Below are 21,969 nucleotides of genomic sequence, written 5' to 3' on the forward strand. Positions count from 1 at the left end.
TACCTGGTCATCACGCGCAAGGCGGTCCGCCTGGCCCTGGGCAGCTTCAACCTCACTGCCACCGGACTGTTCCGGAATCGCGAGGTCATGCAGTCGTACCTCTGGAGCATCGATAGTGCCTCGGATACCCACATCCTGCGCCAGTGGACCGAATTCCTCGAGAGCTGCTACGCATCTAGGTTGAAGGCCTCTTCGCAGAGCGCGCTCCTTCCGGTCCTTAAGAATCTGAAGGGTCGGATTGCTCGGCTGCCCGAGACTGCTGCTTCGCAGCAAAAAAGGCCGTCTCATACCCTCCGGCTACAGCAAAAAAAACGGCTTGGACGTGCTGGCCGAGTGTTGGCGGAGCTGGTTTCCTAGCGTGGATCCGGATTCTCTTCTGGTTATTTCCCCCTTTTTCGATATCTCCCCCGGCGCGAGCGGATCGCGGCCGCCCTCCCCGAGCGCTTCCCAGGACTCACCGAACTCTCCCTCATCACCGACGAACGTCTCCTGCCAGAACTCTCGCAGTCCCACTATGGCTCCGCAGGGGCGATCCGTGAACGGCGGCTCTTCCTGATCCCGAAAGACACACTCCCTGCCGAAAAGCAACGCCTCGCCGCGATCTGGGGGAAGAAGGCCATTGAGGAAATGGTCATCACCCGAAACCTGCACGCGAAGCTCCTTCTCCTGCGCCGGGGGAAACAGGCGGTGGCGTACCTCGGCAGTGCGAACTTCTCCGGCAAGGCGTGGCTCGGCGACAACCGCGAGCTGGGCGTCGCCTGGATCGAGGAGCGGCCGGACTTTCTCAGGGACCAGATCTTTTCCCATCGTGTGTGGACCGGAGGGACCGCTACTCGGAGGTGCCTGCCACGCCATCTATCGCGGGCGCTGTGGAGGATGACGAAGGCTACCGTGAGGACACGCTCTTCCCCGATTTCCTGGAGCAGGTGCTGCTGGTACCGTGCGACGACGTGATACATCACGACCTCCCTTGGAACCCTGCCAAGCTGGAGCAGCGCACCGGTCGGATCGACCGCGTCGGTTCCCTCGCGGAGCGGCAGTACGACCCGGCACAGCCGGACCGCAACCGGCTGAACATCGGCATACCCTTTCTGGCCCACAACTATGAAACCTTCCAACACGATTGCCTCCTCGGGCGGGCCCAGAAGTTCGAGGTGCTGCTCGGCCAGCCGGAGTTCTCGGTCGATATCGAGGAGGAGGTGGTCGATGACGCTGGAAACGAAGTCGTCCGGGAGGCGGCTTCGGACGCGGCCGAGAAGACGGGCGTGGTACTGAAATGCCTTCCTGAGCCGATTGTGCGCTACCTGAAGCTGGATCTTTCCATCTCCGAGCGGCCGTGACTCTACCGTTGCCCGCGCTGTGCGAGATCCCAGTGGAAAGAAGGGAAGAAATGCCCATCATGTGCTGTTGAAGCGCTGCCGCATCGATGGGAAGTCGTACGTAGCTGGCCACCGTTCTCGTCCCCTGCATCCGCCGAGTTGGACGTCTGCGAAGAGCACGCCTCCCATGCTGTCGATGAGGCGAATCCAGCGACGCTGGTCTGGATGTACGGATTCTCTCCGTCGTGTACTTGCACCTCAAGTCGTGCACCTTCAGTATCGTTTTCAGCCGGATCTCTTCTATCGGCCAGTGCTCCTCCCGGTCTTCCTGCTGGTCGTCCACCACGTTGTCTTCTCTGAGGCGCCTCGCTCGCTGGAGCGCTTCATTTAGTCAGTAGCACGTCTACCCCTCTACCCACGGAAAACTCTGAAGAGCCCTATTTACGCTTTTGCCTTTTGGGGACAACTTTCAGTGTTGTAGCTTTCGCCGGAGGGTGCAGAGAATGCCCATGTGTTTTAGATACATTTTCGGAGATGCTATTGAACACGCCTGGATCGTAACTGTCCGCTAAATAAATGACTACGGTAGACGTGAATTCCGCCTTCTTATCGTCTACGACCCTAAATAGGGTTAAGGGATTGCCTGGGCTGCATTTGTGTATCAAAAACCACGTTGGCTGTGACAAGTTGTAGCCGTTCATCATTTCAATAATCGAGCCTATTGGGTCGTTGCGCTCTCCCTTGTTATATATATGGATGCCTCCAATTTCATGGTTATAGTACTTGGCGAAAGCAATAACTCTTTCTATAAATAAATTTGTGTTAAGCTCGGCGAAACTTTTTAAGAATAGATATATTCTCATGGTAAATCCTCCTCGCAATTCACTTTACATGTCTACTTGTGAATGTCAAATGGTCCAAGTAAGCATATCATTTAGATTTATACTGGCATAATAGACGATATTCGATTGCATTTTTTTGACATAGATGAAATTTATGTGTGATTTTTTGATTTGTGTCAGTAAAAAATAAAAACTTCTTGTTGTGTGAAAGTGACATAAAGTGAAATATTTTTGCTACTATAACTTTTTTTGTGCCTTCACAAAAGCCGAAGCGGAGATGGCGGACCAGGGTGGGCCTGCGGAGTTGATGGGGGTGACGAGAAGAGACGGTCCCGCTACCGCAGCTATGAGACTCGAGCGATGCGAAGGGGCGAGAGCCCCCACGGACTGTCTCAGGCGTGGCTCTTTCCCTGCATGAGTGGCCAGAACGATCCACCCGGAACCGGCCCCTAGCTCGATAGATGCCCCCAAGCGGCTCCTTCTTGATCGTCTCCCAGGTCAGGGCGTCTATCTCCCAGCCATGGTCGCCGTTTCAGAAATTTTATGGGATGAATGTAATTACTCTGAAAAATAATTGACAGCGGGGGTGGGCGGGCATATAGTCGCCTCATGAAGCCGACTACTGTGCGCATAGAGGACTGTGCCGAGGTGCGGTCCGGATTTTCAGCCAAAGGTGCCATTGAGAGCGAGCCTGACGGGGCCGTGCAGGTCATCACTGCGCAGCATCTTCGCAAGGGCGAGCCGTACCTTTACCGGGAGGAGCACACGCTCCGTATTTCACCTTCCCGATCCACCGAAAAATATCACGTTATACCCGGTGACATCCTGTTTATGTCCCGCGGCGCAAACAACTACGCCGTCCTCATCGCGGACATCCCCCAGCCGGCTATCGCCCCCCTCACGTTCTACATACTCAAGCCGAAAGCAAACGTGCTCTCGCCGTACCTCGCCTGGTGCATCAACCAGGAAGGGGTCAGAGCCCAGTTGAACGAGATACGCACCGGTGCCGGTACTCCGCTGATCCCGCGCCGTGAATTCGGCGAAATTGTCATTCCGCTCCCTCCCTTGGAGGTCCAGCGGCGCATTGCGGCTGTTGCCGACCTGCAGGCGCGGGAAAGGTCGTTGCTGCATCAACTTGTCGAGGAGACCGAGCGTCTGCATCGCTTGACCGGCCAGCAGCTTTTGTCCCGCCTGGCCCACGATCCAAAGGAGTAACGAATCACCATGACGAGCAAGATATCTCAGCAGGAGATCAATGACATCCTCTGGAAGGCGTGCGACACCTTCCGGGGCACCATAGATGCCACGGAGTACAAGGACTACATCCTGACCATGCTTTTCGTAAAGTACATCTCCGACGTCTGGCAGGATCACTACGACGAGTACAAGAAGCATTTCGGGGACGACGAGGAGAGGATCCACCGCCGCATGGAGCGGGAGCGCTTCGTGCTGCCGGAAGAAGGCTCCTTCTACTACCTTTACGACAACCGCGAGGCGGCCAACGTCGGGGAGCTGATCAACATCGGTCTGGAAAAGATCGAGATGGCCAACAAGACCAAGCTCGCCAACGTCTTCCGCAACATCGATTTCAATTCGGAGCCCCGTCTGGGCAGCACGCGGCAGCGCAACCGTATTCTCAAGCACCTCCTGGAGGACTTCGGGGATCCTCGGCTCAACCTGCGCCCGAGCCGGATTGGCAATCTCGACGTCATCGGTAGCGCGTACGAATACCTCATCGGCCGCTTTGCCGCGGATGCCGGAAAGAAGGCGGGAGAATTTTATACGCCTCCGGAGGTCTCGCTCCTTCTCGCCAAGGTGCTCGACCCTCAGCCAGGTGAGAGGATCTGCGACCCCGCGGCTGGGTCGGGTTCCCTTCTGTTAAAGTGCGCGGGCCAGGTGAGGTCCGCCCACAAGAGCAACGATTACTCCCTTTACGGCCAGGAGGCGATCAGCGGCACCTGGGCGCTGTGCATGATGAACATGTTCCTGCACAACGAGAACAGCACGCGCATCGAGTGGGGCGATACCCTCCTGGAGCCGAAGCTGATCGAAAACGACAAGCTGATGCGCTTCGAGGTGGTGGTGGCCAATCCTCCCTTCTCCCTGGACAAGTGGGGGGCCGACAAGGCGGGAGAGGAAGCGAAGCGCTTCAACCGTTGGCACCGCGGGATCGCGCCGAAGAGCAAGGGGGATTACGCCTTCATCTCGCACATGGTGGAGACAACCACGCAAGGCACCGGGCGTGTCGGCGTTGTCGTGCCGCACGGTGTGCTCTTCCGCGGCGGAGCGGAGGGGAAGATTCGCCAGGCGTTCATCGAGGAGAATCTGCTCGATGCGGTGATCGGGCTGCCCCAAAACCTTTTCTTCGGCACCGGGATCCCGGCCGCCATCCTCATCTTCCGCAGGGACAGGGATGAGCGCACCGAGGTCCTCTTCATCGACGCCAGCCGGGAATTCGAGAGCAGCAAGAACCAAAACCGGATCCGCGAGGACGTGGAGGTGGCGAAGATCGTCGAGACCTACCGCAGCCGCCATAGCGTAGAGAAGTATTCCTACCTGGCCAGCCGCGAGGAGATACGCGAGAACGACTACAACCTCAACATTCCCCGCTACGTGGACACCTTTGAAGAGGAGGAAGAGGTGGACATCGTCGCGGTGCAGGAGCGAATCGTCGGCATCGAAAAGGAGCTAGCCGAGGTGCGCGAGCAGATGGCTGTCTACTTGAAGGAGCTCGGTCTATGACCAAAGGGGAACTGATCATCTACACGACCGAAGACGGTCGCGTAGCGATGCAGCTGCGGGTGGAGGACGGCACGGTTTGGATGACTCAGATGGAGATGGCGGAGCTATTCCAGAGCACCAAGCAGAACATCAGCCTGCACATCAAGAACGTTCTGGACGAGGGGGAACTTCCTGAGGAGGCAACTGTCAAGGAATCCTTGACAGTTCAAATCGAAGGGGGACGAGAGGTTAAGCGAAAGATCCAGCTCTACAACCTGGACATGATTCTTGCCGTCGGCTACCGGGTCCGTTCCCCGCGCGGCACACAGTTCCGGCAGTGGGCGACGAGCACGCTGCGCGAGTACCTTGTGAAGGGCTTCGCCATGGACGACCAGCGGCTGAAGGAGCCCGGCGGCTGGGACTATTTCGACGAGCTCATCGAACGAATCCGGGACATCCGGGCCTCGGAAAAGCGGTTCTACCAGAAGGTGCGCGACATCTACACCACCAGCGTCGACTACGATTCGCGGAGCGAAGCGGCGCAGCTCTTCTTCAAGAAGGTACAGAACAAGATGCTCTGGGCGATCACCGGCCACACCGCGCCAGAGATCATCTGCGAGCGCAGCAATACCGGGCTGCTCAATATGGGGCTTATGTCATGGGAAGGGGGCCGCGTCCGCAAGAAGGATGTGACCATCGCGAAGAACTACCTGAAGCAGGAGGAGATCGACGAGCTGAACCGCATCGTCGCCATGTACCTCGACTACGCCGATGACCAGGCGCGGCGGCGCAAGCAGATGACCATGCGGGATTGGGAAGAGAGACTGGATGCCTTCCTGTCCTTCAACGAGCGCGACGTGCTGACACATGCCGGGCGCATCAAGTCCGCGGTGGCGGAGAAACTGGCTCTGGGCCGCTACGAAAAGTTCGACGCCCATCGGCGCGAGGCGGAGCGGCTGGCAGCGGATCGGGTAGATCTTGAGGCGTTGGCGCGGATTGAGAAGTCTGCACTGCCGAAAAAAACGAAGGGGGCATCTTGATTCCCAAGGATTGGCGGAAAATGCGGGTGGATGAGATAGGTAGCGTCCAGGGAGGACGGCAACGCTCTCCACACGCAAAAGGCATCCTACAGCGTTATCTGCGCGTTGCGAATGTTCAGGATGGTTTCATAGACGCTTCAGACGTGCTCGAGATGCCTTTTACCGAGGCAGAAATTGAACGGTTTCACCTCAAGGATGGGGACATACTGCTGAACGAAGGGCAGAGTCTCGAGTTGGTGGGAAGATCGGCAATGTATCGAGGGAACCCACCGGATTGCTGTTATCAAAATACTCTGATCCGCTTCCAGGCGGGTGCGCACGTAGATCCCGAGTTCGCTCAGCATCTTTTCACTTACTGCCGTCTTTCAGGTCACTTCCAAGCCATAGCATCGAGAACGACCTCTATTGCTCACTTGGGCGTGGAGCGTTTTGCGTCTCTGGTTGTACCTGTTCCTCCCGTTGAAGAGCAGAAAAAAATCTCTGAGGTACTGGAAACTTGGTACAGCGCCCAAAAATTCCTTGAAGAGGTAATTACCGCCAAAGAAGTGCGCCGTTCTTGGCTCATTCAGCAACTTGTGACCGGGAAGCGGCGGCTTTCGTCTTTCCAAAAACCGTGGCAAACGGTTCATCTACGAGATGTATTTACTAATCGAATGGAGCCTGATCATCCAGATCTACCCCTTGTCGCCATTACAGGTGAAAACGGCGTCGTGAGCCGTGATGATTTGATTCGAAGAGACACCTCAAGCGAAGACAAAAGTAGGTACCTCCGAATCTGCCCTGGCGACATAGGCTATAACACGATGCGAATGTGGCAAGGAGTATGTGGTCTCTCCCAGCTAGAGGGTATCGTTAGCCCTGCTTACACAATAGTTACGCCGAAAGATAGCGTCGATGGCGAGTTCATGGCCCTTCTTTTCAAATCCCCTACAGTAGTACACATGTTCCATCGTCATTCACAGGGGTTAGTCGACGACACCTTAAATCTAAAATGGCGGCACTTTGCAGAAATTAAGGTGACCATTCCAGAAAAGCCGGAGCAACAAGCCCTTGCCAAGGTCTTTCGTGCCGTGGACCAGGAAATCACTCTCCTACGTGATCAACTAGACGCTCTGCGCGAGCAGAAGAAAGGGCTCATGCAGAAGCTTTTGACCGGAAAGGTGCGGGTGAAGGTTTCATGCAGGTGATGCTATGAACTGTTTGAGGGAGGCAGGATGAGGCTTTCTTACCTTGAAGATTTCGATTCGGTTATCCCGGCTATCCAGCTCCTGAGCGCCCTGGGGTGGCGTTACCTGAGCCGGGAGGAGGCGCTGCGGCTGCGCAACGGCCGTGCCGACCAGGTGGTGCTCACCGAGGTGCTGCGCCCTTGGCTGGAGGCGAATAACCGCATCGAGGTCAAGGGGGAAAGCCACCTTTTCAGCGACGCCAACATCGCCGAGGCGATCAGACGGCTCACCTCGGAGCCTTTCGACGGGCTGGTGCGCACCAACGAGAAGATCTACCACCTGCTCACCTTGGGGACGAGCCTCGATCAGACCATCGCCGGCGATCGCAAGGGGCGCTCCCTGCACTACATCGAATGGCAGCACCCGGAGAGAAACCAGTACCACGTGACCAACGAGTTCACGGTGGAGCGCACCCGCTCGCACGAGACGGTGCGCTGCGACCTGGTGTTGTTCGTGAACGGCATCCCCTTCGTGGTGATCGAGTGCAAGCGCCGGGACAAGGACCACCAGGCGGGGGAGAAGCAGATTGAGATCGCCATCTCCCAGCAGCTGCGCAACCAGAAGGACGACTACGTTCCCCACCTTTTCCAATTCGCCCAGCTCCTCATAGCCACCAGTGTCAACGATATCCGCTATGCCACCGTAGGTACTCCGCGCAAGTACTGGAGCGTCTGGAAGGAGGAGGGGTGCCACGACGACGTGATCCACGCTGCCGCCAACCTGCGCCTCCCTTCGCAGGTGGAGGCCCAGATCTTCGCACCGCTGGAGGCGAAGGAGGTGGAGAGCTTCCGCGAGGCGCGCGACTTCTTCACCGATCTTTGGAGCGCAGGGGACCGGCTCCCCACCAACCAGGACCGCACCCTGTGGGCGTTGCTGCGGCCGGAGCGGCTGCTGGAGCTCGTCTATGGCTACGTGGTCTTCGACGCGGGAGTCCGCAAGATCGCCCGCTACCAGCAGTACTTTGCGGTGAAGCGGACCGTGGAGCGGGTGCTTCCCCTGCACGAGGGGCAGCGACAGGGTGGCGTGATCTGGCACACCACCGGGAGCGGGAAATCCCTTACCATGGTCATGCTGGCCAAGGCCTTGGCCCTGCATTCCGCAATCGTCAGTCCCCGCGTCATCATAGTCTCCGACCGTGTCGATCTGGACGACCAGATCTGGCGCACCTTCGAAGCGTGCGGCAAGAGCGCCGCCAAGGCCACCACCGGGGAACACCTGGTGCGCCTCCTCACCGAGGGGAAGGCGAGCGTCATCACGACCATCATCAACAAGTTCACCACGGTGCGCGGCAAGTACGGCATCAAGGACCCCAATCCCAACATCTTCGTGCTGGTGGATGAGAGCCACCGTACCAACTACGGCACGACTGCGGCCCAGATGCGGCGCGTCTTCAGCCACGCCTGCTACCTCGGCTTCACAGGCACTCCGCTTCTTAAGAGCGAGAAGAGCACCGCCCGCAAGTTCGGGGGATTCATCCATTCCTACACCATGCGCAACGCGGTGGAGGACGAAGCGGTGGCGCCGCTTCTGTACGAAGGGCGCATGGCGATTCTCGAGCAGAATCGGGACGCCATGGAGCGCTGGTTCCAGCGTGTCACGGCAGGCCTTAGCGATGCGCAGAAGGCCGACCTGAAGCGGAAGATGGCCACCAAGGAGGTGGTGCAGAAGGCCGAACAGCGCCTGCGCATGATCGCCTTCGACATCAGCGCCCACTACCGCGAGAACGTCCAGGGCACCGGGCTCAAAGCCCAGCTTGCCGCCGACTCCCGAACCGCAGCCATCCTCTACCGCAAATTCCTGAAAGAATACGGCATGGTGGAGGCGGAGGTCATCATGTCGCCGCCGGATACCCGCAAGGAGCACGACTCCACGGAAGAGGAAGACGAAACCTGCGTCAACGCCTTCTGGAAGGAGATGATGGGGCGTTTCGGCTCCGAAGAGCGCTACCTCAAGGAGCTCATCGGTTCCTTCGGCCGGGAGGATGGGGTGGAGATCCTCATCGTGGTGGACAAGCTCCTGACCGGCTTCGACGAGCCGCGCAACACCGTCCTTTACATCGACAAAGGGCTCAAGGAGCACAACATTCTCCAGGCGATCGCCAGGGTGAATCGCCTCGCCACCGGCAAGGAGTTCGGATATATCGTCGACTACCGCGGCATTCTGGGAGAGCTGAACCAGGCGATGAACACCTACGACAAGCTGGAGGGGTTCGACGCCGCCGACGTCGACCTCGGGGGCGCCGTGATCGACACGCATGCGGAGGTGCGCACCCTACCGCAGCGGCACACGGACCTGTGGGACGTCTTCAAGGAGGTTAGGAACAAGCGCGACATCGAGGCGATGGAGCAGCACCTCGCTCCAGAAGACCGGCGGCAGGCCTTCTACGAAGCGCTCACGGCATACCAGAAGACCCTGGCGGTGGCGCTCGGCACCGAGCACTTCTACGAGGATACGCCGGCGGAGCGCATCAGCGCCTACAAGGAGGACCTCAAACTGTTCCGCAGCCTGCGGGCCTCGGTGCAGCAGCGCTTCGCCGAGACGATCGACTACAGCCAATACGAGAAGCAGATCCGTAAGGTTATGGACAGTCACATCCAGGCGCCTGACGTCGAGGTGGTGACCGAGCTCGTGAACATCTTCGATGTGGAGGCCTTCGATAAAGAAGTGGAGCGCAGGGTGGGCGCCGCGGCAAAGGCGGACACCATTGCCAGCCGCCTGGTGAAGACCATTCACGAAAAGATGGACGAGGACCCCGTCTTCTACCGCAAGTTCGCCGACCTAGTGCAACAGGCCATCGATGATTACCGCAGCGGCCGGATCTCCGACGCCGAGTACCTGCGCAAGGTGGCCGACCAGTTGGCAACGGTCAGGCAAGGGCATGAGGCGGAGCTGCCGGATCAGCTCACCCATTACAAGGAGGCACGGTCTTTTTACGGCGTGGTGGGAGAGGTGCTTGAGGGATACGGCCCGGAGCAGGCGGAGCGCAAACAGCTGGCCACCGAAATGGCCATCGCCATCGATGAGATCATCGGCAGCCTGAAACGCCGCGACTGGCACACCATGGAAGACGTAATGAAGGACATGCAGAACGCCATAGACGACTATCTTTTCGAGGCGCGAGACAGGCTCGGCGTCGGCCTTTCGACAGCTGACATGGACGTGATCATCGAGCGCTGCCTCTCCATCGCGAAGAAACTGGCAGGCGGATAGCCGATGCATCCCGACAGTGTCACCTGGGGTAGCGTGGAGATCACCTACCGTTACCAGTATTCAGAGAGAAAGACCCTCGCCATCAGCGTACATCCGGATCTTTCCGTCACAGTGAAAGCCCCGCACGGCACGACGCCGGAAGCGATTCGGGAGTATGTCCTGCGGCGGGCCGGGTGGATCAGCCGGTCTCAACGTGAATTTGAGGGGTATCTTCCAAAGCAGCCGCCACGGCGTTACGTGAGCGGGGAGACGCATCGGTACCTGGGGCGGCAGTATCGGTTGAAGCTGGAGCAGGGAGAGGCCGAGTCGGTGAAGTGTCTGCGGGGATACCTCCGGGTTACAACCAAAGCGGAACCGACTCCGGAGCGGGCTAAGGTCCTTCTCGATGGCTGGTACCGGACTCACGCGAAGGTGGTGTTTCACGAGCGACTGCTGGCCTGCTATAAAAGGGCCGAGCGGGAAGGTATAGGGTTCCCCGCCATGACCGTGCGGCAAATGGGGAGCCGCTGGGGTAGTTTCTCGTCGGCGGGCAGGATTACCCTGAACCTCTCCCTCGTGAAGGCCCCCAAAGACTGCATCGACTACGTCATCATGCACGAGCTCTGTCACTTCGCGGAAAAGCACCACGGCCCGCGCTTCTGGGCACTCCTCGGCCGGCTGATGCCGGAGTATGAGGAGAGGCGAGCGAAGCTAAATCTTTATGCTGAATAGTCACACCATTTACATCACGGAGAATTATGGCTGTCATGGCTACCGGGACCTTTTGGCCGTTCCCGGGGGAGGTGTAGAGGATCATGGGAACCAGCTTTGAGGGTGTCGGAGCCTTTCCTGGCTCACCGAAGTGGGAAAAGTGCATCAGCAGGATGACTAAGTTGTACAAGCGGCCGGATGAAATCCGCAGTGAATTCTCCCGCGACTACAACAGGCTCCTGCATTGTCCTGCGTATAGGCGGCTGAAGCATAAGACACAGGTTTTCTTCGCCACGGAAAACGACCATGTCTGCACCCGCATCGAGCACGTCAGTCATGTCTCTTCCGTGAGCTATACCATATCGAAAGAGCTCGGGCTCAATACAGAGCTTTGCTCAGCGATTGCGTTAGGGCACGATGTTGGACACGCGCCTTTTGGTCATGAGGGGGAGACGATCCTCAAGACCCTAGGCAAAGACTACATCACCGACGTCTTTTGGCATGAGAGGAACTCTCTGTGGTTTGTAGACAACATTGAGACGCTGCCAGATCCCAACGGCAATGAGGATAATCTCAACCTGACATATGCAGTAAGAGACGGCATCGTTTGCCATTCAGGCGAGGTAGACGAAAATGCCATCTTACCACGAGATTTCTTCAACGACTTGTCCGAAATCGATCGGCCCAACAAGTTCTCCCCCTACACGTGGGAGGGGTGCATAGTGAAAATAGCTGACAAGATCTCCTATCTGGGTCGAGATATTGAGGATGCGATCAGTTTGCGAATCCTCGATAGATCTCAGCTGAGAGAACTTGCAGCCATAATAAAAACTCTTACAAAAATAGATGTAAGAGAGGTGAATAACACCATTCTGATGCATCACTTTATACTTGATCTTTGTCATTGCAGCAGTCCCAAACAAGGCATCTGTTTTTCTAAAGAGTATCTAGAATTCATCAACCTGATTAAGGCCTTTAACTATAAGAATATCTATTACCACAAAAGACTTACCTACTACAAAAAATATGCTAACGTCGTACTCGAATCAATCTTCGAATTTTTGCTATCGCATTACAGAAACAAAGATTTGTACAAAAAGCTGTTCGCCATCGCTCCATCATATCCGACCATCGTCCCAACCTTCTGCGAGTGGCTCCTGAAATACTCCGATTGTGACTTGGACCTCAGGAGTAGGCGAAAATACAAGAATAAAATTATCTATGCAGCGTCTGATGAAATACAATACGTCAGGTCAATCCTTGACTTCATCTCCGGTATGAGCGACCACTTTGCCGTGAAGTGCTTCAATGATGTGATGAAATTTTAAGTGGTGGCAGTAGACGCCAGTGCGTTCACTTGAAAAGGAGGAGAGGGGATCTGTGAGGGCAATTTTGTCAATGGATGCGGCGTGGACCCGACGGCAGCGAAGTGGCGTCGCTGCTGTCGTCTTCTCTGGAGGGAGGTGGCGCAGTGCCGGCGTTGCTCCGAGTTAGGAATGAATTCCATTCCCTTGCAGAAATGGCGAATCCATCGACAGGAATGGATGGGAGCCTTAGAGGTTCATATTCGGCATAAACAGCTGATAGGGCGGTGAGGCCTAAGCCCCCAGCTCCCTTTTAATCATCTGCATACTTATCGAGCTCTTGTGTTTTCTCTGTCTGCCAACGTTGTGCCCTCATCGCCCGAGGAGCACGCCGGGGTAATGTTCAGGTCTGTCCCGGAATATTACCAGCACCAACTACAGGAAGTTGAGGAGACGGAACGACTGAGAGAGGCTCAAACGGGTGTTCAGACTGGAGACAGTGGCGCTTCCGCTTAAGTAGCTTAGGAAGAATTACGCATCGCTTTCAACAGCCGCCCCGCCGGTGCCGGCGGGGCGATTTGGATATGACGTCTCAGCCTCAGCCCAGAATTGCCTGGAGATCAGCGTCGGCAGTCGTGATAGGTCCGATGTTGAAGGTGTCCACGAGGAAGCTGAGGACGTTCGGGGTGATGAAGGCTGGGAGCGACGGCCCGAGCTTGATGTTCTTGATCCCCAGGTGGAGCAAGGTCAGGAGCACCACCACCGCCTTCTGCTCGTACCAGGAGAGTACGAGTGAGAGAGGCAGGTCGTTGACGCCGCACTTGAAGGCGTCCGCCAAGGCAAGTGCTATCTGGATGGCCGAGTAGGAGTCGTTGCACTGCCCGACATCCAGGAGCCGCGGGATGCCTCCTATATCGCCAAAGTCGAGTTTGTTGAAGCGGTATTTGCCGCAGGCGAGGGTAAGTATGACAGTGTCTTCCGGTGCCTTCTCTGCAAACTCGGTATAGTAGTTGCGCCCGGTTTTCGCACCGTCACACCCGCCAATCAGGAAGAAATGGCGGATCTTCCCAGCCTGCACTGCTTCAATTACCTTGTCCGCTACACCAAGGACTGCATTGTGGCCAAAGCCGGTCAGGATCTCCTTGCCCGGATTCTCAGGCAGATCTGGGCATTCGAGTGCCTTCTCGATCACTGCGGAGAAATCCCATCCCTCTACATGCTTGGCCCCGGGCCAGCTTACCAGCCCCCAGGTGAAGAGGCGGTCGGTGTAGGATTGGGCGGGACGCTGGATACAGTTGGTGTTGAATATGACTGCGCCGGGGAAATCAACAAACTCCTTTGCCTGGTCCTGCCATGCGCCGCCGAAGTTGCCGGTGAGGTGGCTGAACTTCTTCAGCTCGGGATACCCGTGGGCCGGAAGCATCTCACCATGGGTGTAAATGTTGATCCCCTTCCCTTCAGTCTGCTTCAGCAGCTCTTCCAGCATCTTCAGGTCGTGCCCGGAGACCAGTATCCCCTTTCCCGCTCTCGTCCCGAGCTGCACGGGTGTCGGCACCGGGTGGCCGTAGGTGCCAACATTGCCCTTGTTCAGCAGGCCCATCACCGTCAGGTTGTGCTTTCCGCACTCTAAGGCGAGGGTTGCAAAGTCCATCAGGCCGAGGGTGGAATCGGTGGTGGCAGCCAAGGCGCGTTGGAAGAAAGCCAGCACATCATCGTCGCTCTGGCCCAGGATCATGGCGTGGTCCATGTACGCGGCCATCCCTTTGAGCCCGAACATGAGGATGTGGAGGGCGGAGCGGGTGTCATCGTCCTCATGTTGCGTTTTGAGGCCATACAGTTCGCCCTGCGCCGCCATCCCTGCGACGTCTTCGGCGGGTTTCCATTCGGCATAGGGGCCGCTAACCACCGCCGCGGAAAGTGCCTTCGCTTTTTCCTTCAACTCGTAGCAGCGCTTAATCATCGCGCCAATTCCTGCCGGCTCGAAGGCAACATTGGTAACGGTAGTGAAGAGTCCCTCGATGGTGAAGCGGTCTATCTCCGGGTTCCGCCCCAGCTTGTCCGCGTAGAGGGCGAGGCTTTTAAGACCATAGACGAGGTGATCCTGCAGCGCGGCCACGTCCGGCTTCTTGCCGCATACGCCCGAAATGTTGCATCCCGTCCCATTTGCTGTCTGCTCACATTGGTAACAAAACATTGGTGTGCCTCCTTTGCGATGTAATACCCATTCCATAACAATGCCGATGATATAGCAGAATCTGGTAAAAATTAAAACAAGATTTAATAAAGCTTCGTCTGGAAGTTTTCAGCGCGGAGTTGAGGTGACCTAGGCTCTACCGACAGGGATGTACGACACGAACGGGCCATCAGCACGGAGGTTGTACAGGAGGTCCGACCTTCTTTCACGTCCCTTCCGGTGTTAGTAACATTGTCCATTCCAATATACTCAGGTCCTATGGCGAGCTCGCTCGACATTGCAGCCTTGTTACTCGAATATTTATGGGTGGTGCTTTGCGATGAAAAGGGGAAAGATTGCTCGACTTTCGATCCCCTCACTTCATTGCAAGCTTGCTTATCCTGCTGAGTCGATTCGGGGATCGTTAATCACGCTCTAGTTGTTGCCGCTGTTTTGCGCCCTGGCCTTTTCGTTGGGGCTAATTTCCATCTGCACACGACGGTTCAGCGCACGATTTTCAGCAGTATCGTTAGGCACAGCAGGGCGGCTTGATCCGTACCCAATGGCCGTCATCCGGGAACCTGGTACGCCATTGGCTACTAGAAAATCCCGAACATGGTTGGCCCGTTTTTGGCTCAATGGCTGATTAATCGCATCGGAGCCTGTGGAATCTGTGTGACCTTGAATAATGATGTTGGTCTCTGAGCCTTTTAGCGTGGCTGCGGCTTTTGCTAGGGATTCTTTAGCCGACGCTTTTAAGGCATCTTTCCCAGTATCGAAGAGAATGCCTGATGGTAAGGCAACGAATACCTTGTCACCGTCACGCACGACTTCCGCTTCGGGCATACTCTTCTTCAAGGCAGCGGCCTGACGGTCCATATAGTTCCCAATACCGCCTCCAACTACCGCGCCGGTCAATCCACCAATCGCCGCTCCCTTACCCCCACCGAAGATCGCGCCGACACCAGCACCCAACGCGGCACCCCCCACTCCGCCGATGGCGCTCCTCTTGTATTCGTAGCTACCATCGGGGTTTGTTGCACACCCGCTCGCCAAAACGGCGACTGCTGAAGCACAGACGATGCCCTTTGCAATGCGGTTCGATTTCATCTCCTCCTCCTTTCACTACTACTGCAAATTTATTTGCCTATCGCGCTAACATGAGGGTACAAAGTAGGTGGTTCCTTATGTAGGCGGTCCCTTATAACACACAAATCCTCGTCCTGAAAATCACTTTGGACATGCAGCCAAGAAGCCCCTGGCTGCGGACTGCAGAGGTAGAGCATGTTCCAGACAAAAAGATTCTTATATCTTAATGTGTTGCTCGTTGCGTTGGCCCTAGCGACCTCCACGGTCTTCTTCCTCCAGCAAGTACGAGAGTCAGCGGAACAGTGGGTGCTGCGTGAGCAGGATCAACACTTGCGCACGTTCAAAAAATTGTTGGCGAGCAAGGGGCACGGCTTTACGGTGCAGAATGGGCAACTCCTTGTCGGCAATTATGTTCTCAACGGCAGGAATGAGTTACCGGACACCGTGTCGGAGATTTTCGGGGGCACCGCCACCATTTTCCTTGGCGACCGTCGCATCGCGACGAACGCGCTCAAGCAGGATGGTAGTCGCGCTATCGGCACCGTCTTGCAGGGGCCACCACGGATCGCACTTTTCAACCACGGAACCAGTTATCGCGGCGAGGCTCTTGTCCTTGGCGTACCCTCCCTCACTGCCTACGACCCCATCAAAAATGCTGATGGGAATATAATCGGGGCTCTCTACGTTGGCACACCTAAGAGCACCTACATGGCGGTGTATGACAAATTCCGTAGCGAGATCGCCCTCTTTGCTGTGGTGCTTACGATTCTTTTTTCCTCGGCTGCCTTTTTGCTGGTGCGTCTAAGCACCAGGAATGAGCGGCAACTAGCTGAAAAGGAGCAGAAGTTTAGCCAACTTTTCGAGATGCAAAGCGATGCCGTCGTACTGGTTAACACAGAGACAGATGCAATAGTCGAGGCTAACCACAGCGCCTGCTCCCTCTATGGCTTTACCCGTGACGCGCTTGTCGGGCAGAAGATAACTGTCCTCGGGAACATTGACGTTGCTGCTGCCCCTAATCTCGCCCATGCTATCCGGCATCGTGCAAGGGACGGAAGGGCCTTCCCGGTGGAATGTCGGGTGTCGCACCTCACGTTGCGGGAGGACACGGTTGCCATAGTTGCGATACGCGACGTTACGGAGCGCGAGCAGGCCGCCGAGGAGTTGCGAGAGAACAGGGAACGGTTAGTCTTCGCGGCTGAACTCGCGTCGCTTGTACAGTGGGAATATGATGTTGCCAGCGGGCTGTTCCGATTTAATGACGAATTCTACGCCCTTTACGGCACCACCGCCGAGCGAGAAGGAGGATATTCTCTCTCTTGTGAGCAGTATATGCGATTTTTACCTTCAGAGTGTGCCGGCATGGTCCCTGCGGGGATTGAACGCGCCCTCGCCAGCCGCAACTGCGACTACATGGTGCAGGTAGAGCACCCGATTCTTCGGCGTGACGGAGAAACCCGGTACATGGTGGTGCGGTTCCGGGTCGCCTGCAACGACGCTGGGAACATCATCAAGCTGTACGGAACAAATCAGGACATCACTGATCTTAAAAAGGCAGAACTCGCTGCCAGAGAGGGGTATCAGCTATTCCGGGCCGCATTTGACGTAATTCCAGAGTACCTTTCCATAAGTGGTTTTGAGGATGGCGTCTTCACTGATGTCAACCCGGGGTTCACAAAGGTCACCGGATATGCCGCAGAGGACGTGATCGGAAAGAGCGCGCTGCAGCTGGGGATCTGGACCAATGAAGGGGATCGTCGCAGACTAATCGAGACAGTGCAGAAGGAGGGCTTTGCAGATAGCCTCGTGACTACATTCCGCCACAAGGATGGGCATTACCTCACTGTGGCGGTCTCCGCAGGAAAGATAACCCTGCATAACAAGTCCTTCCTTTTCGGATTCGTCAAGGACATAACGGAAAGCCGTCGCGCTGAGAACGCTATGGTGCACCTGAACCGCACCCTGCGAGCTCTTACCAAATGCAACGAAGCCCTGGTGCGGGCGAGCAACGAGCAACAACTCCTCAATGACATTTGTCGGCTAGTCGTTGAGGAGGGTGGGCATAGGTTGGCCTGGGTCGCTTACGCCGAAAAAGATGCCCCGCGCGCATTCAGGGCTGTTGCGGAGGCTGGTGACACAGGTGGTTATGTACAGACACTGCAGATAACCTGGGATGATGCTGACATCGAACAAGGCCCCGTTGGGACTGCAATTCGCACCGGAGCCCCGGCCTACGTAGCTGACATCGAGCTTGCGCCGCCCACCGCGGGATGGCGCCAGCGGGCTGAGTCGCACGGATTCCGATCAATTCTTGCAGTGCCTCTCCTCTCTGAAGTCCAACATGGAGCAATCAGCATCTATTCGGCGGAGCCGGACGCCTTCGATCCAGAAGAAGTCGAACTCATGATGCAACTTGCCAATGACTTGGCCTATGGGATTGGTGCATTACGGACGCGGGCTAGCCATCGCGAAGCTACTGAGACGCTGCGCTCCGCCGCAGAAGAATATCGTGCTCTCGCCGCCAGCTCTGATCAACAGCGAGCCCTCCTGCGAGCGCTGCTCGACTCCATCCCGGACCTCATCTTCTTCAAAGACCACAGCAGCACTTACCTTGGTTGCAATAAAGCTTTCGCAACATTCGCCGGCAGAACGGAGCAGGAGCTGACCGGCATGACGGACTTTGATATTTTCCCGCGTGAAGCAGCTGCACTCTTTCGTGAGATGGACAACCAGATGATGACGCAACGCCAGACTCTCCGGTACGAAGAGTGGGTAAACTACCCGGACGGCCGTCGTGTGCTTCTAGAAACACTGAAGACGCCATTCTACGACCCCGACGGCACTGCCTGCGGCCTCATTGGGATCAGCAGGGATGTTACGGAGCGCCATCACGCAGAGGAGAAGCGTGGTCAACTGGAGGTGCAACTACATCAAGCGCAGAAGATGGAAGCGGTGGGGCAACTTGCAGGAGGAATAGCCCATGACTTCAACAACATCTTAACGGCTATTATGGGGTATTCCGACATACTTGCCATACGTCTGGAGGAAGACAGCGTTCTCCGCGGTTACGCCAGCCAAGTACAGCTCGCCACCGGGCGCGCAGCAGAGCTGACAGCACGGCTCCTCGCTTTCAGCCGTAAGCAGGTACTGCGGACGAAGCCAGTGGTTCTCCAACAGGCTGTGTCAGAGTTTAAGAAGGTATTCGCTCGAATTATCCCAGAGGACATCGATTTCACAGTAAATATGCCTAAGGAAGACCTCGTAGTGCTGGCGGACCAGGGGCAGCTCGAACAGGTGCTAATGAATCTCCTTACAAACGCCAAAGATGCGATGCCCCAAGGGGGGACTCTAGTCCTGGCGGGGTCAAAGGTTTCGATGGATACTGGGTTCCTGCACGTTCATGGATTCGGTGCTCTGGGGGACTACGCTTGCCTTTCAGTAAGCGACACAGGTGTGGGCATGGACGAGGAGACTAAGCGCCGCATCTTCGAGCCCTTCTACACGACAAAGGCTCTCGGCAAAGGGACGGGCCTCGGGATGGCTGTGACGTACGGAATCGTGAAGCAACATAACGGCTACATAGCGGTTCAATCCGCCCTCCACGCCGGCACCACTTGTCAAATCTATTTGCCACTGCTCGAGGAGGTCCCACAGCACGCTGAAGTGTCTGCAGAGGAATACCCAGTACAGGGCGGGAAGGAAACCATACTTCTCGCTGAGGACGACGAAGCGGTAAGGCAGCTACACAAAATGATCCTGGAGCAGGCTGGGTACCGGGTCATTGAGGCGGGGGACGGGCAGGATGCCCTGGAGCACTTTATCGCACATGAAGGGGAAATCGACTTTCTGGCGACGGACGTTGTGATGCCGAAGCTGGACGGCAAAGCGCTTTACGAGAAGATTAAGAACCTGCACCCTGGTATAAAAGCCATTTTTATGAGTGGGTACACGAAGGACGTTGTCATTATGCGCGGAGTAGTCCCTGGGGAGGTCCCTTTGCTTCACAAACCTTTCCCCCCCGCAGAACTCCTGAAAAAAGTCCGAAGCATTCTAGATCAGCCAACGGAACTCAACGAGAAATAGTTCAAGGGGAGTTTGGGTGCGTAAAATGTACTCGGTGTTGACACCCCTTTACTCCGCTGTGTCGTCCCCACATTCAGATGCAGCATCCCGATCTAAACAGTTTGTGTAGCCTGGTATATCGCAACCGGTGCATCGCAGCTTGATGAAGTCTTCTATCAGGCTGTGGTATCGGTCAACTTGGCTTTGAAGAATAAGCAACTCATCGTAAACAGAAGAGCCGATGCAGCGCTTGAAACATCTTTTTTTCACTTGGGGCCCCGCAAAACGTACATAAAATCTCCTTTGTGATTAGCCGCGGAGGTAGCGATACTAGAACTTCACAGAATACCAGCACGCTTTTTCGACAGCCATGGCTCATGTGTTCCGCTGTATGGCCGCGAGACGTGGTTGACCGGTCAAAATCCGCTACTATGGCAGCGTAAAGTAAAAGGTTGCGCCCTCTTCTCGTTTAGCTGTTGCCCACGCCCGTCCTCCGTGCCGCTGAATTATGCGATTGACGGTTGCCAGGCCGATACCAAAGCCTCTGAAGGTATCAGCACCAGGAAGACGCTTGAACGGTGCAAAAAGCCCATCGGCATCTGCCATGTCGAATCCAATTCCATTATCTTTCACATAAAAGGTTTCTTGGCCCTCTATCTCAGTCACACCAAATTCGATGACTGCTTCTTCCCGCGGCCCTGTGTATTTCCAAGCATTGCCGATGAGATTGGCGAGAACCACTCGCAGTAGGCTAGCATCTCCGTCCGCCGTCACCCCTTCGGCAATACGGAAGATCACCCTCCGATTGGGCTCGTTCAACCTCACTTCCTCAGCGGCGCCCCTCGCCATCGAGCTCAGGTTAATGGTTTCCCGTCGCAGTTCCTGGCGGGTGGAACTGGAAAAGGCCAGAAGCGTACTGATGAGATCATTCATCACGATTACGCGATGGTGAATCGACTGGACGTAGTTTCTGCACGCCTCGTCCAGGTTCTCACCGCACAGCAACTCAAGTGCCTGAACGGTAAGGCCCATACTACTCAACGGCTGACGGAGATCGTGGGAGACCATTCGATTGAACGCTTCCAGTTCCTCGTTTGCTCCTTTCAGTTCCGCAACCTGGGCGGCCAAGCTCGCATTTAGCCGCTCTATTTCCTGATCGGCAAGCTTTTTCCCCGTGATGTCCTGCACCATGATGAGCAGGTATCTGGTGTCGTCGACATCGATGAACTCGGCGGAAAGGAGTCCAGTATAGGTCTGGCCTGATTTTCCCCTGAAGTTGACTTCAAGATTGCGGATCCCCCGCTGTTCCTCCATGGCCTGTAACATTGTCACGCGATCCGATTGATCGCCCCACAACCCCAGCTCACGTGTGGTTTTGCCGATCACTTCCTCCCGCCGGTACCCAAGAAAGCGGAGGGCGCTTTCGTTAACATCGATGATTTCACCATCTTTAAGAGTGGTTATGCCAACAAGAGCAGGGGCCGAATTGAAAATGGTGGCAAACTTGTTCTCAGAGCGTCTTAGCGCGTCCTCCCACCGCTTTCGCGCTGTAATGTCGGTAAAAAGTATTGCCACCTGCCGGCGTTCCGCGTTTCCGTAGCGGAAGGCAAAGACGTCATACCACCGGCCCAGCTGTGCTGCTGCCTGCTGAAAACGCGCCGGTTCTCCCGTCAGAGCGATATGTCCATATATCTCGTACCAGTGCTCCTCGAGTTCTGGCGCAAGTGCCCGCATCCTCTTCCCCTGGACGTCGATGAGCCCGGTATGCTTCGAGAACGATGGATTGGTTTGCAGAAAGAGGTAATCGACGGGCTTGTCGTTCTCATCGAAGATGACTTCTACTATGCAGAAGCCTTCATCGATGGAATTGAACAGGGTGCGGTAGCGGCTCTCGGACCGCTCCAGTTCCAGCATCTGGTCTCTCACCAGATATTGGCGCCGCCTGCTTCGCAGGGCGGAATGTACGTGTGCCACAAACGTATTTACCCGCAGGGGGCGCGCTATAAGTGTCACATCCCCCGGCAGCAGCAGAATGTTTCGGACGCTCTTTGTCTGCGGGCCCTGCCGCAAAAGCACTATGATCGGCATATCCGACCACGCGGGGAGGCGGTCCAACGTCTCCCGCAGACGGTAAGCGACCCGGTGCGTGAGCAATTCCTCGGCTATGATGAGTGCTCCTACCCCTTTTTCAATTTCGGCGCAGGCATGATCCTCAGTCGCGCACACAAGCGAAGCCACTCCGACCTGCTCTAGCACCCGCGGAACCGACTCCGCGTCCCGGCTTTTCGGCAGG

At 56.3% G+C, this 21,969-nt stretch carries 15 protein-coding genes; 10 read left to right on the forward strand and 5 right to left on the reverse strand.

What is annotated here, in order from left to right; genetic code table 11:
• Positions 1–297 precede the first annotated feature (297 nt).
• Positions 298–651: a hypothetical protein gene (locus tag LPW11_RS10740; protein ID WP_230998121.1), complete on the reverse strand. Its 354-nt coding sequence runs from the start codon at positions 649–651 to the stop codon at positions 298–300.
• Here LPW11_RS10740 and LPW11_RS10745 point away from each other — a divergent pair.
• Both LPW11_RS10745 and LPW11_RS10750 read left to right on the forward strand, forming a co-directional pair.
• The gene (locus tag LPW11_RS10745) at positions 628–954 is read left to right on the forward strand and encodes a hypothetical protein (RefSeq protein WP_230998122.1); all 327 of its coding nucleotides are present in this window, start codon (positions 628–630) and stop codon (positions 952–954) included. The genes LPW11_RS10740 and LPW11_RS10745 overlap by 24 nt on opposite strands.
• A complete protein-coding gene (locus LPW11_RS10750; protein ID WP_230998123.1) occupies positions 870–1,340 on the forward strand; it encodes a hypothetical protein in 471 nt (156 codons plus the stop codon). Before LPW11_RS10745 ends, LPW11_RS10750 begins: the two co-directional genes overlap by 85 nt.
• A 416-nt stretch (positions 1,341–1,756) precedes the next feature.
• On the opposite strand, the gene LPW11_RS10755 is transcribed toward LPW11_RS10750, so the two are convergent.
• Positions 1,757–2,182 carry a hypothetical protein gene (locus LPW11_RS10755; protein ID WP_230998124.1) on the reverse strand — a complete coding sequence of 142 codons (426 nt, stop codon included), beginning with the start codon at positions 2,180–2,182 and terminating at the stop codon, positions 1,757–1,759.
• Between the two features lie 588 nt (positions 2,183–2,770).
• On the opposite strand from LPW11_RS10755, the gene LPW11_RS10760 reads away from it, so the two are divergent.
• The 7 genes from LPW11_RS10760 to LPW11_RS10790 all read left to right on the forward strand — a co-directional run bounded on the left by LPW11_RS10760 (position 2,771) and on the right by LPW11_RS10790 (position 12,376).
• Positions 2,771–3,376 (forward strand): restriction endonuclease subunit S, encoded by a 606-nt coding sequence (locus LPW11_RS10760; RefSeq protein ID WP_230998125.1) that lies wholly within the window; start codon positions 2,771–2,773, stop codon positions 3,374–3,376.
• A gap of 9 nt (positions 3,377–3,385) precedes the next feature.
• The gene (locus LPW11_RS10765; protein ID WP_230998126.1) at positions 3,386–4,903 is read left to right on the forward strand and encodes a type I restriction-modification system subunit M; all 1,518 of its coding nucleotides are present in this window, start codon (positions 3,386–3,388) and stop codon (positions 4,901–4,903) included.
• Positions 4,900–5,922: a virulence RhuM family protein gene (locus tag LPW11_RS10770; RefSeq protein ID WP_230998127.1), complete on the forward strand. Its 1,023-nt coding sequence runs from the start codon at positions 4,900–4,902 to the stop codon at positions 5,920–5,922. Before LPW11_RS10765 ends, LPW11_RS10770 begins: the two co-directional genes overlap by 4 nt.
• Positions 5,919–7,109: a restriction endonuclease subunit S gene (locus LPW11_RS10775; protein WP_230998128.1), complete on the forward strand. Its 1,191-nt coding sequence runs from the start codon at positions 5,919–5,921 to the stop codon at positions 7,107–7,109. The genes LPW11_RS10770 and LPW11_RS10775 overlap by 4 nt, the downstream gene beginning before the upstream one ends.
• A gap of 27 nt (positions 7,110–7,136) precedes the next feature.
• Complete coding sequence (locus tag LPW11_RS10780; protein WP_230998129.1) at positions 7,137–10,358, forward strand: type I restriction endonuclease subunit R; 3,222 nt, start codon at positions 7,137–7,139, stop codon at positions 10,356–10,358.
• 3 nt (positions 10,359–10,361) lie between these two features.
• Positions 10,362–11,069, forward strand: coding sequence for a M48 family metallopeptidase (locus tag LPW11_RS10785; RefSeq protein WP_230998130.1), 708 nt, complete (start codon positions 10,362–10,364; stop codon positions 11,067–11,069).
• Positions 11,070–11,152: 83 nt separating this feature from the next.
• Positions 11,153–12,376, forward strand: a complete 1,224-nt coding sequence (locus tag LPW11_RS10790) for a deoxyguanosinetriphosphate triphosphohydrolase family protein (protein WP_230998131.1) — start codon at positions 11,153–11,155, stop codon at positions 12,374–12,376.
• 574 nt (positions 12,377–12,950) lie between these two features.
• Here the strand turns inward: LPW11_RS10790 and hcp are convergent.
• Positions 12,951–14,546, reverse strand: coding sequence for a hydroxylamine reductase (gene hcp, locus LPW11_RS10795; protein ID WP_230998132.1), 1,596 nt, complete (start codon positions 14,544–14,546; stop codon positions 12,951–12,953).
• Positions 14,547–14,960: 414 nt separating this feature from the next.
• Positions 14,961–15,635 carry an OmpA family protein gene (locus LPW11_RS10800; RefSeq protein ID WP_230998133.1) on the reverse strand — a complete coding sequence of 225 codons (675 nt, stop codon included), beginning with the start codon at positions 15,633–15,635 and terminating at the stop codon, positions 14,961–14,963.
• 174 nt (positions 15,636–15,809) lie between these two features.
• On the opposite strand from LPW11_RS10800, the gene LPW11_RS10805 reads away from it, so the two are divergent.
• A complete protein-coding gene (locus LPW11_RS10805) occupies positions 15,810–19,697 on the forward strand; it encodes a PAS domain S-box protein (protein WP_230998134.1) in 3,888 nt (1,295 codons plus the stop codon).
• Between the two features lie 408 nt (positions 19,698–20,105).
• On the opposite strand, the gene LPW11_RS10810 is transcribed toward LPW11_RS10805, so the two are convergent.
• Positions 20,106–21,914, reverse strand: coding sequence for a sensor histidine kinase (locus LPW11_RS10810; RefSeq protein ID WP_230998135.1), 1,809 nt, complete (start codon positions 21,912–21,914; stop codon positions 20,106–20,108).
• Positions 21,915–21,969: the final 55 nt, after the last annotated feature.

It is taken from the genome of Geomonas sp. RF6, assembly GCF_021044625.1.
In the GTDB taxonomy this organism is placed as follows: Bacteria; Desulfobacterota; Desulfuromonadia; order Geobacterales; family Geobacteraceae; genus RF6.

Excerpts from the sequence above, each read along its gene's own strand:
- hcp (WP_230998132.1), bottom strand. The coding sequence starts at position 14,546 with ATGTTTTGTTACCAATGTGAGCAGACAGCAAATGGGACGGGATGCAAC.
- LPW11_RS10745 (WP_230998122.1), top strand. The coding sequence starts at position 628 with ATGGTCATCACCCGAAACCTGCACGCGAAGCTCCTTCTCCTGCGCCGG.
- LPW11_RS10785 (WP_230998130.1), top strand. The coding sequence starts at position 10,362 with ATGCATCCCGACAGTGTCACCTGGGGTAGCGTGGAGATCACCTACCGT.
- LPW11_RS10770 (WP_230998127.1), top strand. The coding sequence starts at position 4,900 with ATGACCAAAGGGGAACTGATCATCTACACGACCGAAGACGGTCGCGTA.
- LPW11_RS10805 (WP_230998134.1), top strand. The coding sequence starts at position 15,810 with ATGTTCCAGACAAAAAGATTCTTATATCTTAATGTGTTGCTCGTTGCG.
- LPW11_RS10755 (WP_230998124.1), bottom strand. The coding sequence starts at position 2,182 with ATGAGAATATATCTATTCTTAAAAAGTTTCGCCGAGCTTAACACAAAT.
- LPW11_RS10765 (WP_230998126.1), top strand. The coding sequence starts at position 3,386 with ATGACGAGCAAGATATCTCAGCAGGAGATCAATGACATCCTCTGGAAG.
- LPW11_RS10790 (WP_230998131.1), top strand. The coding sequence starts at position 11,153 with ATGGGAACCAGCTTTGAGGGTGTCGGAGCCTTTCCTGGCTCACCGAAG.
- LPW11_RS10800 (WP_230998133.1), bottom strand. The coding sequence starts at position 15,635 with ATGAAATCGAACCGCATTGCAAAGGGCATCGTCTGTGCTTCAGCAGTC.
- LPW11_RS10780 (WP_230998129.1), top strand. The coding sequence starts at position 7,137 with ATGAGGCTTTCTTACCTTGAAGATTTCGATTCGGTTATCCCGGCTATC.
- LPW11_RS10760 (WP_230998125.1), top strand. The coding sequence starts at position 2,771 with ATGAAGCCGACTACTGTGCGCATAGAGGACTGTGCCGAGGTGCGGTCC.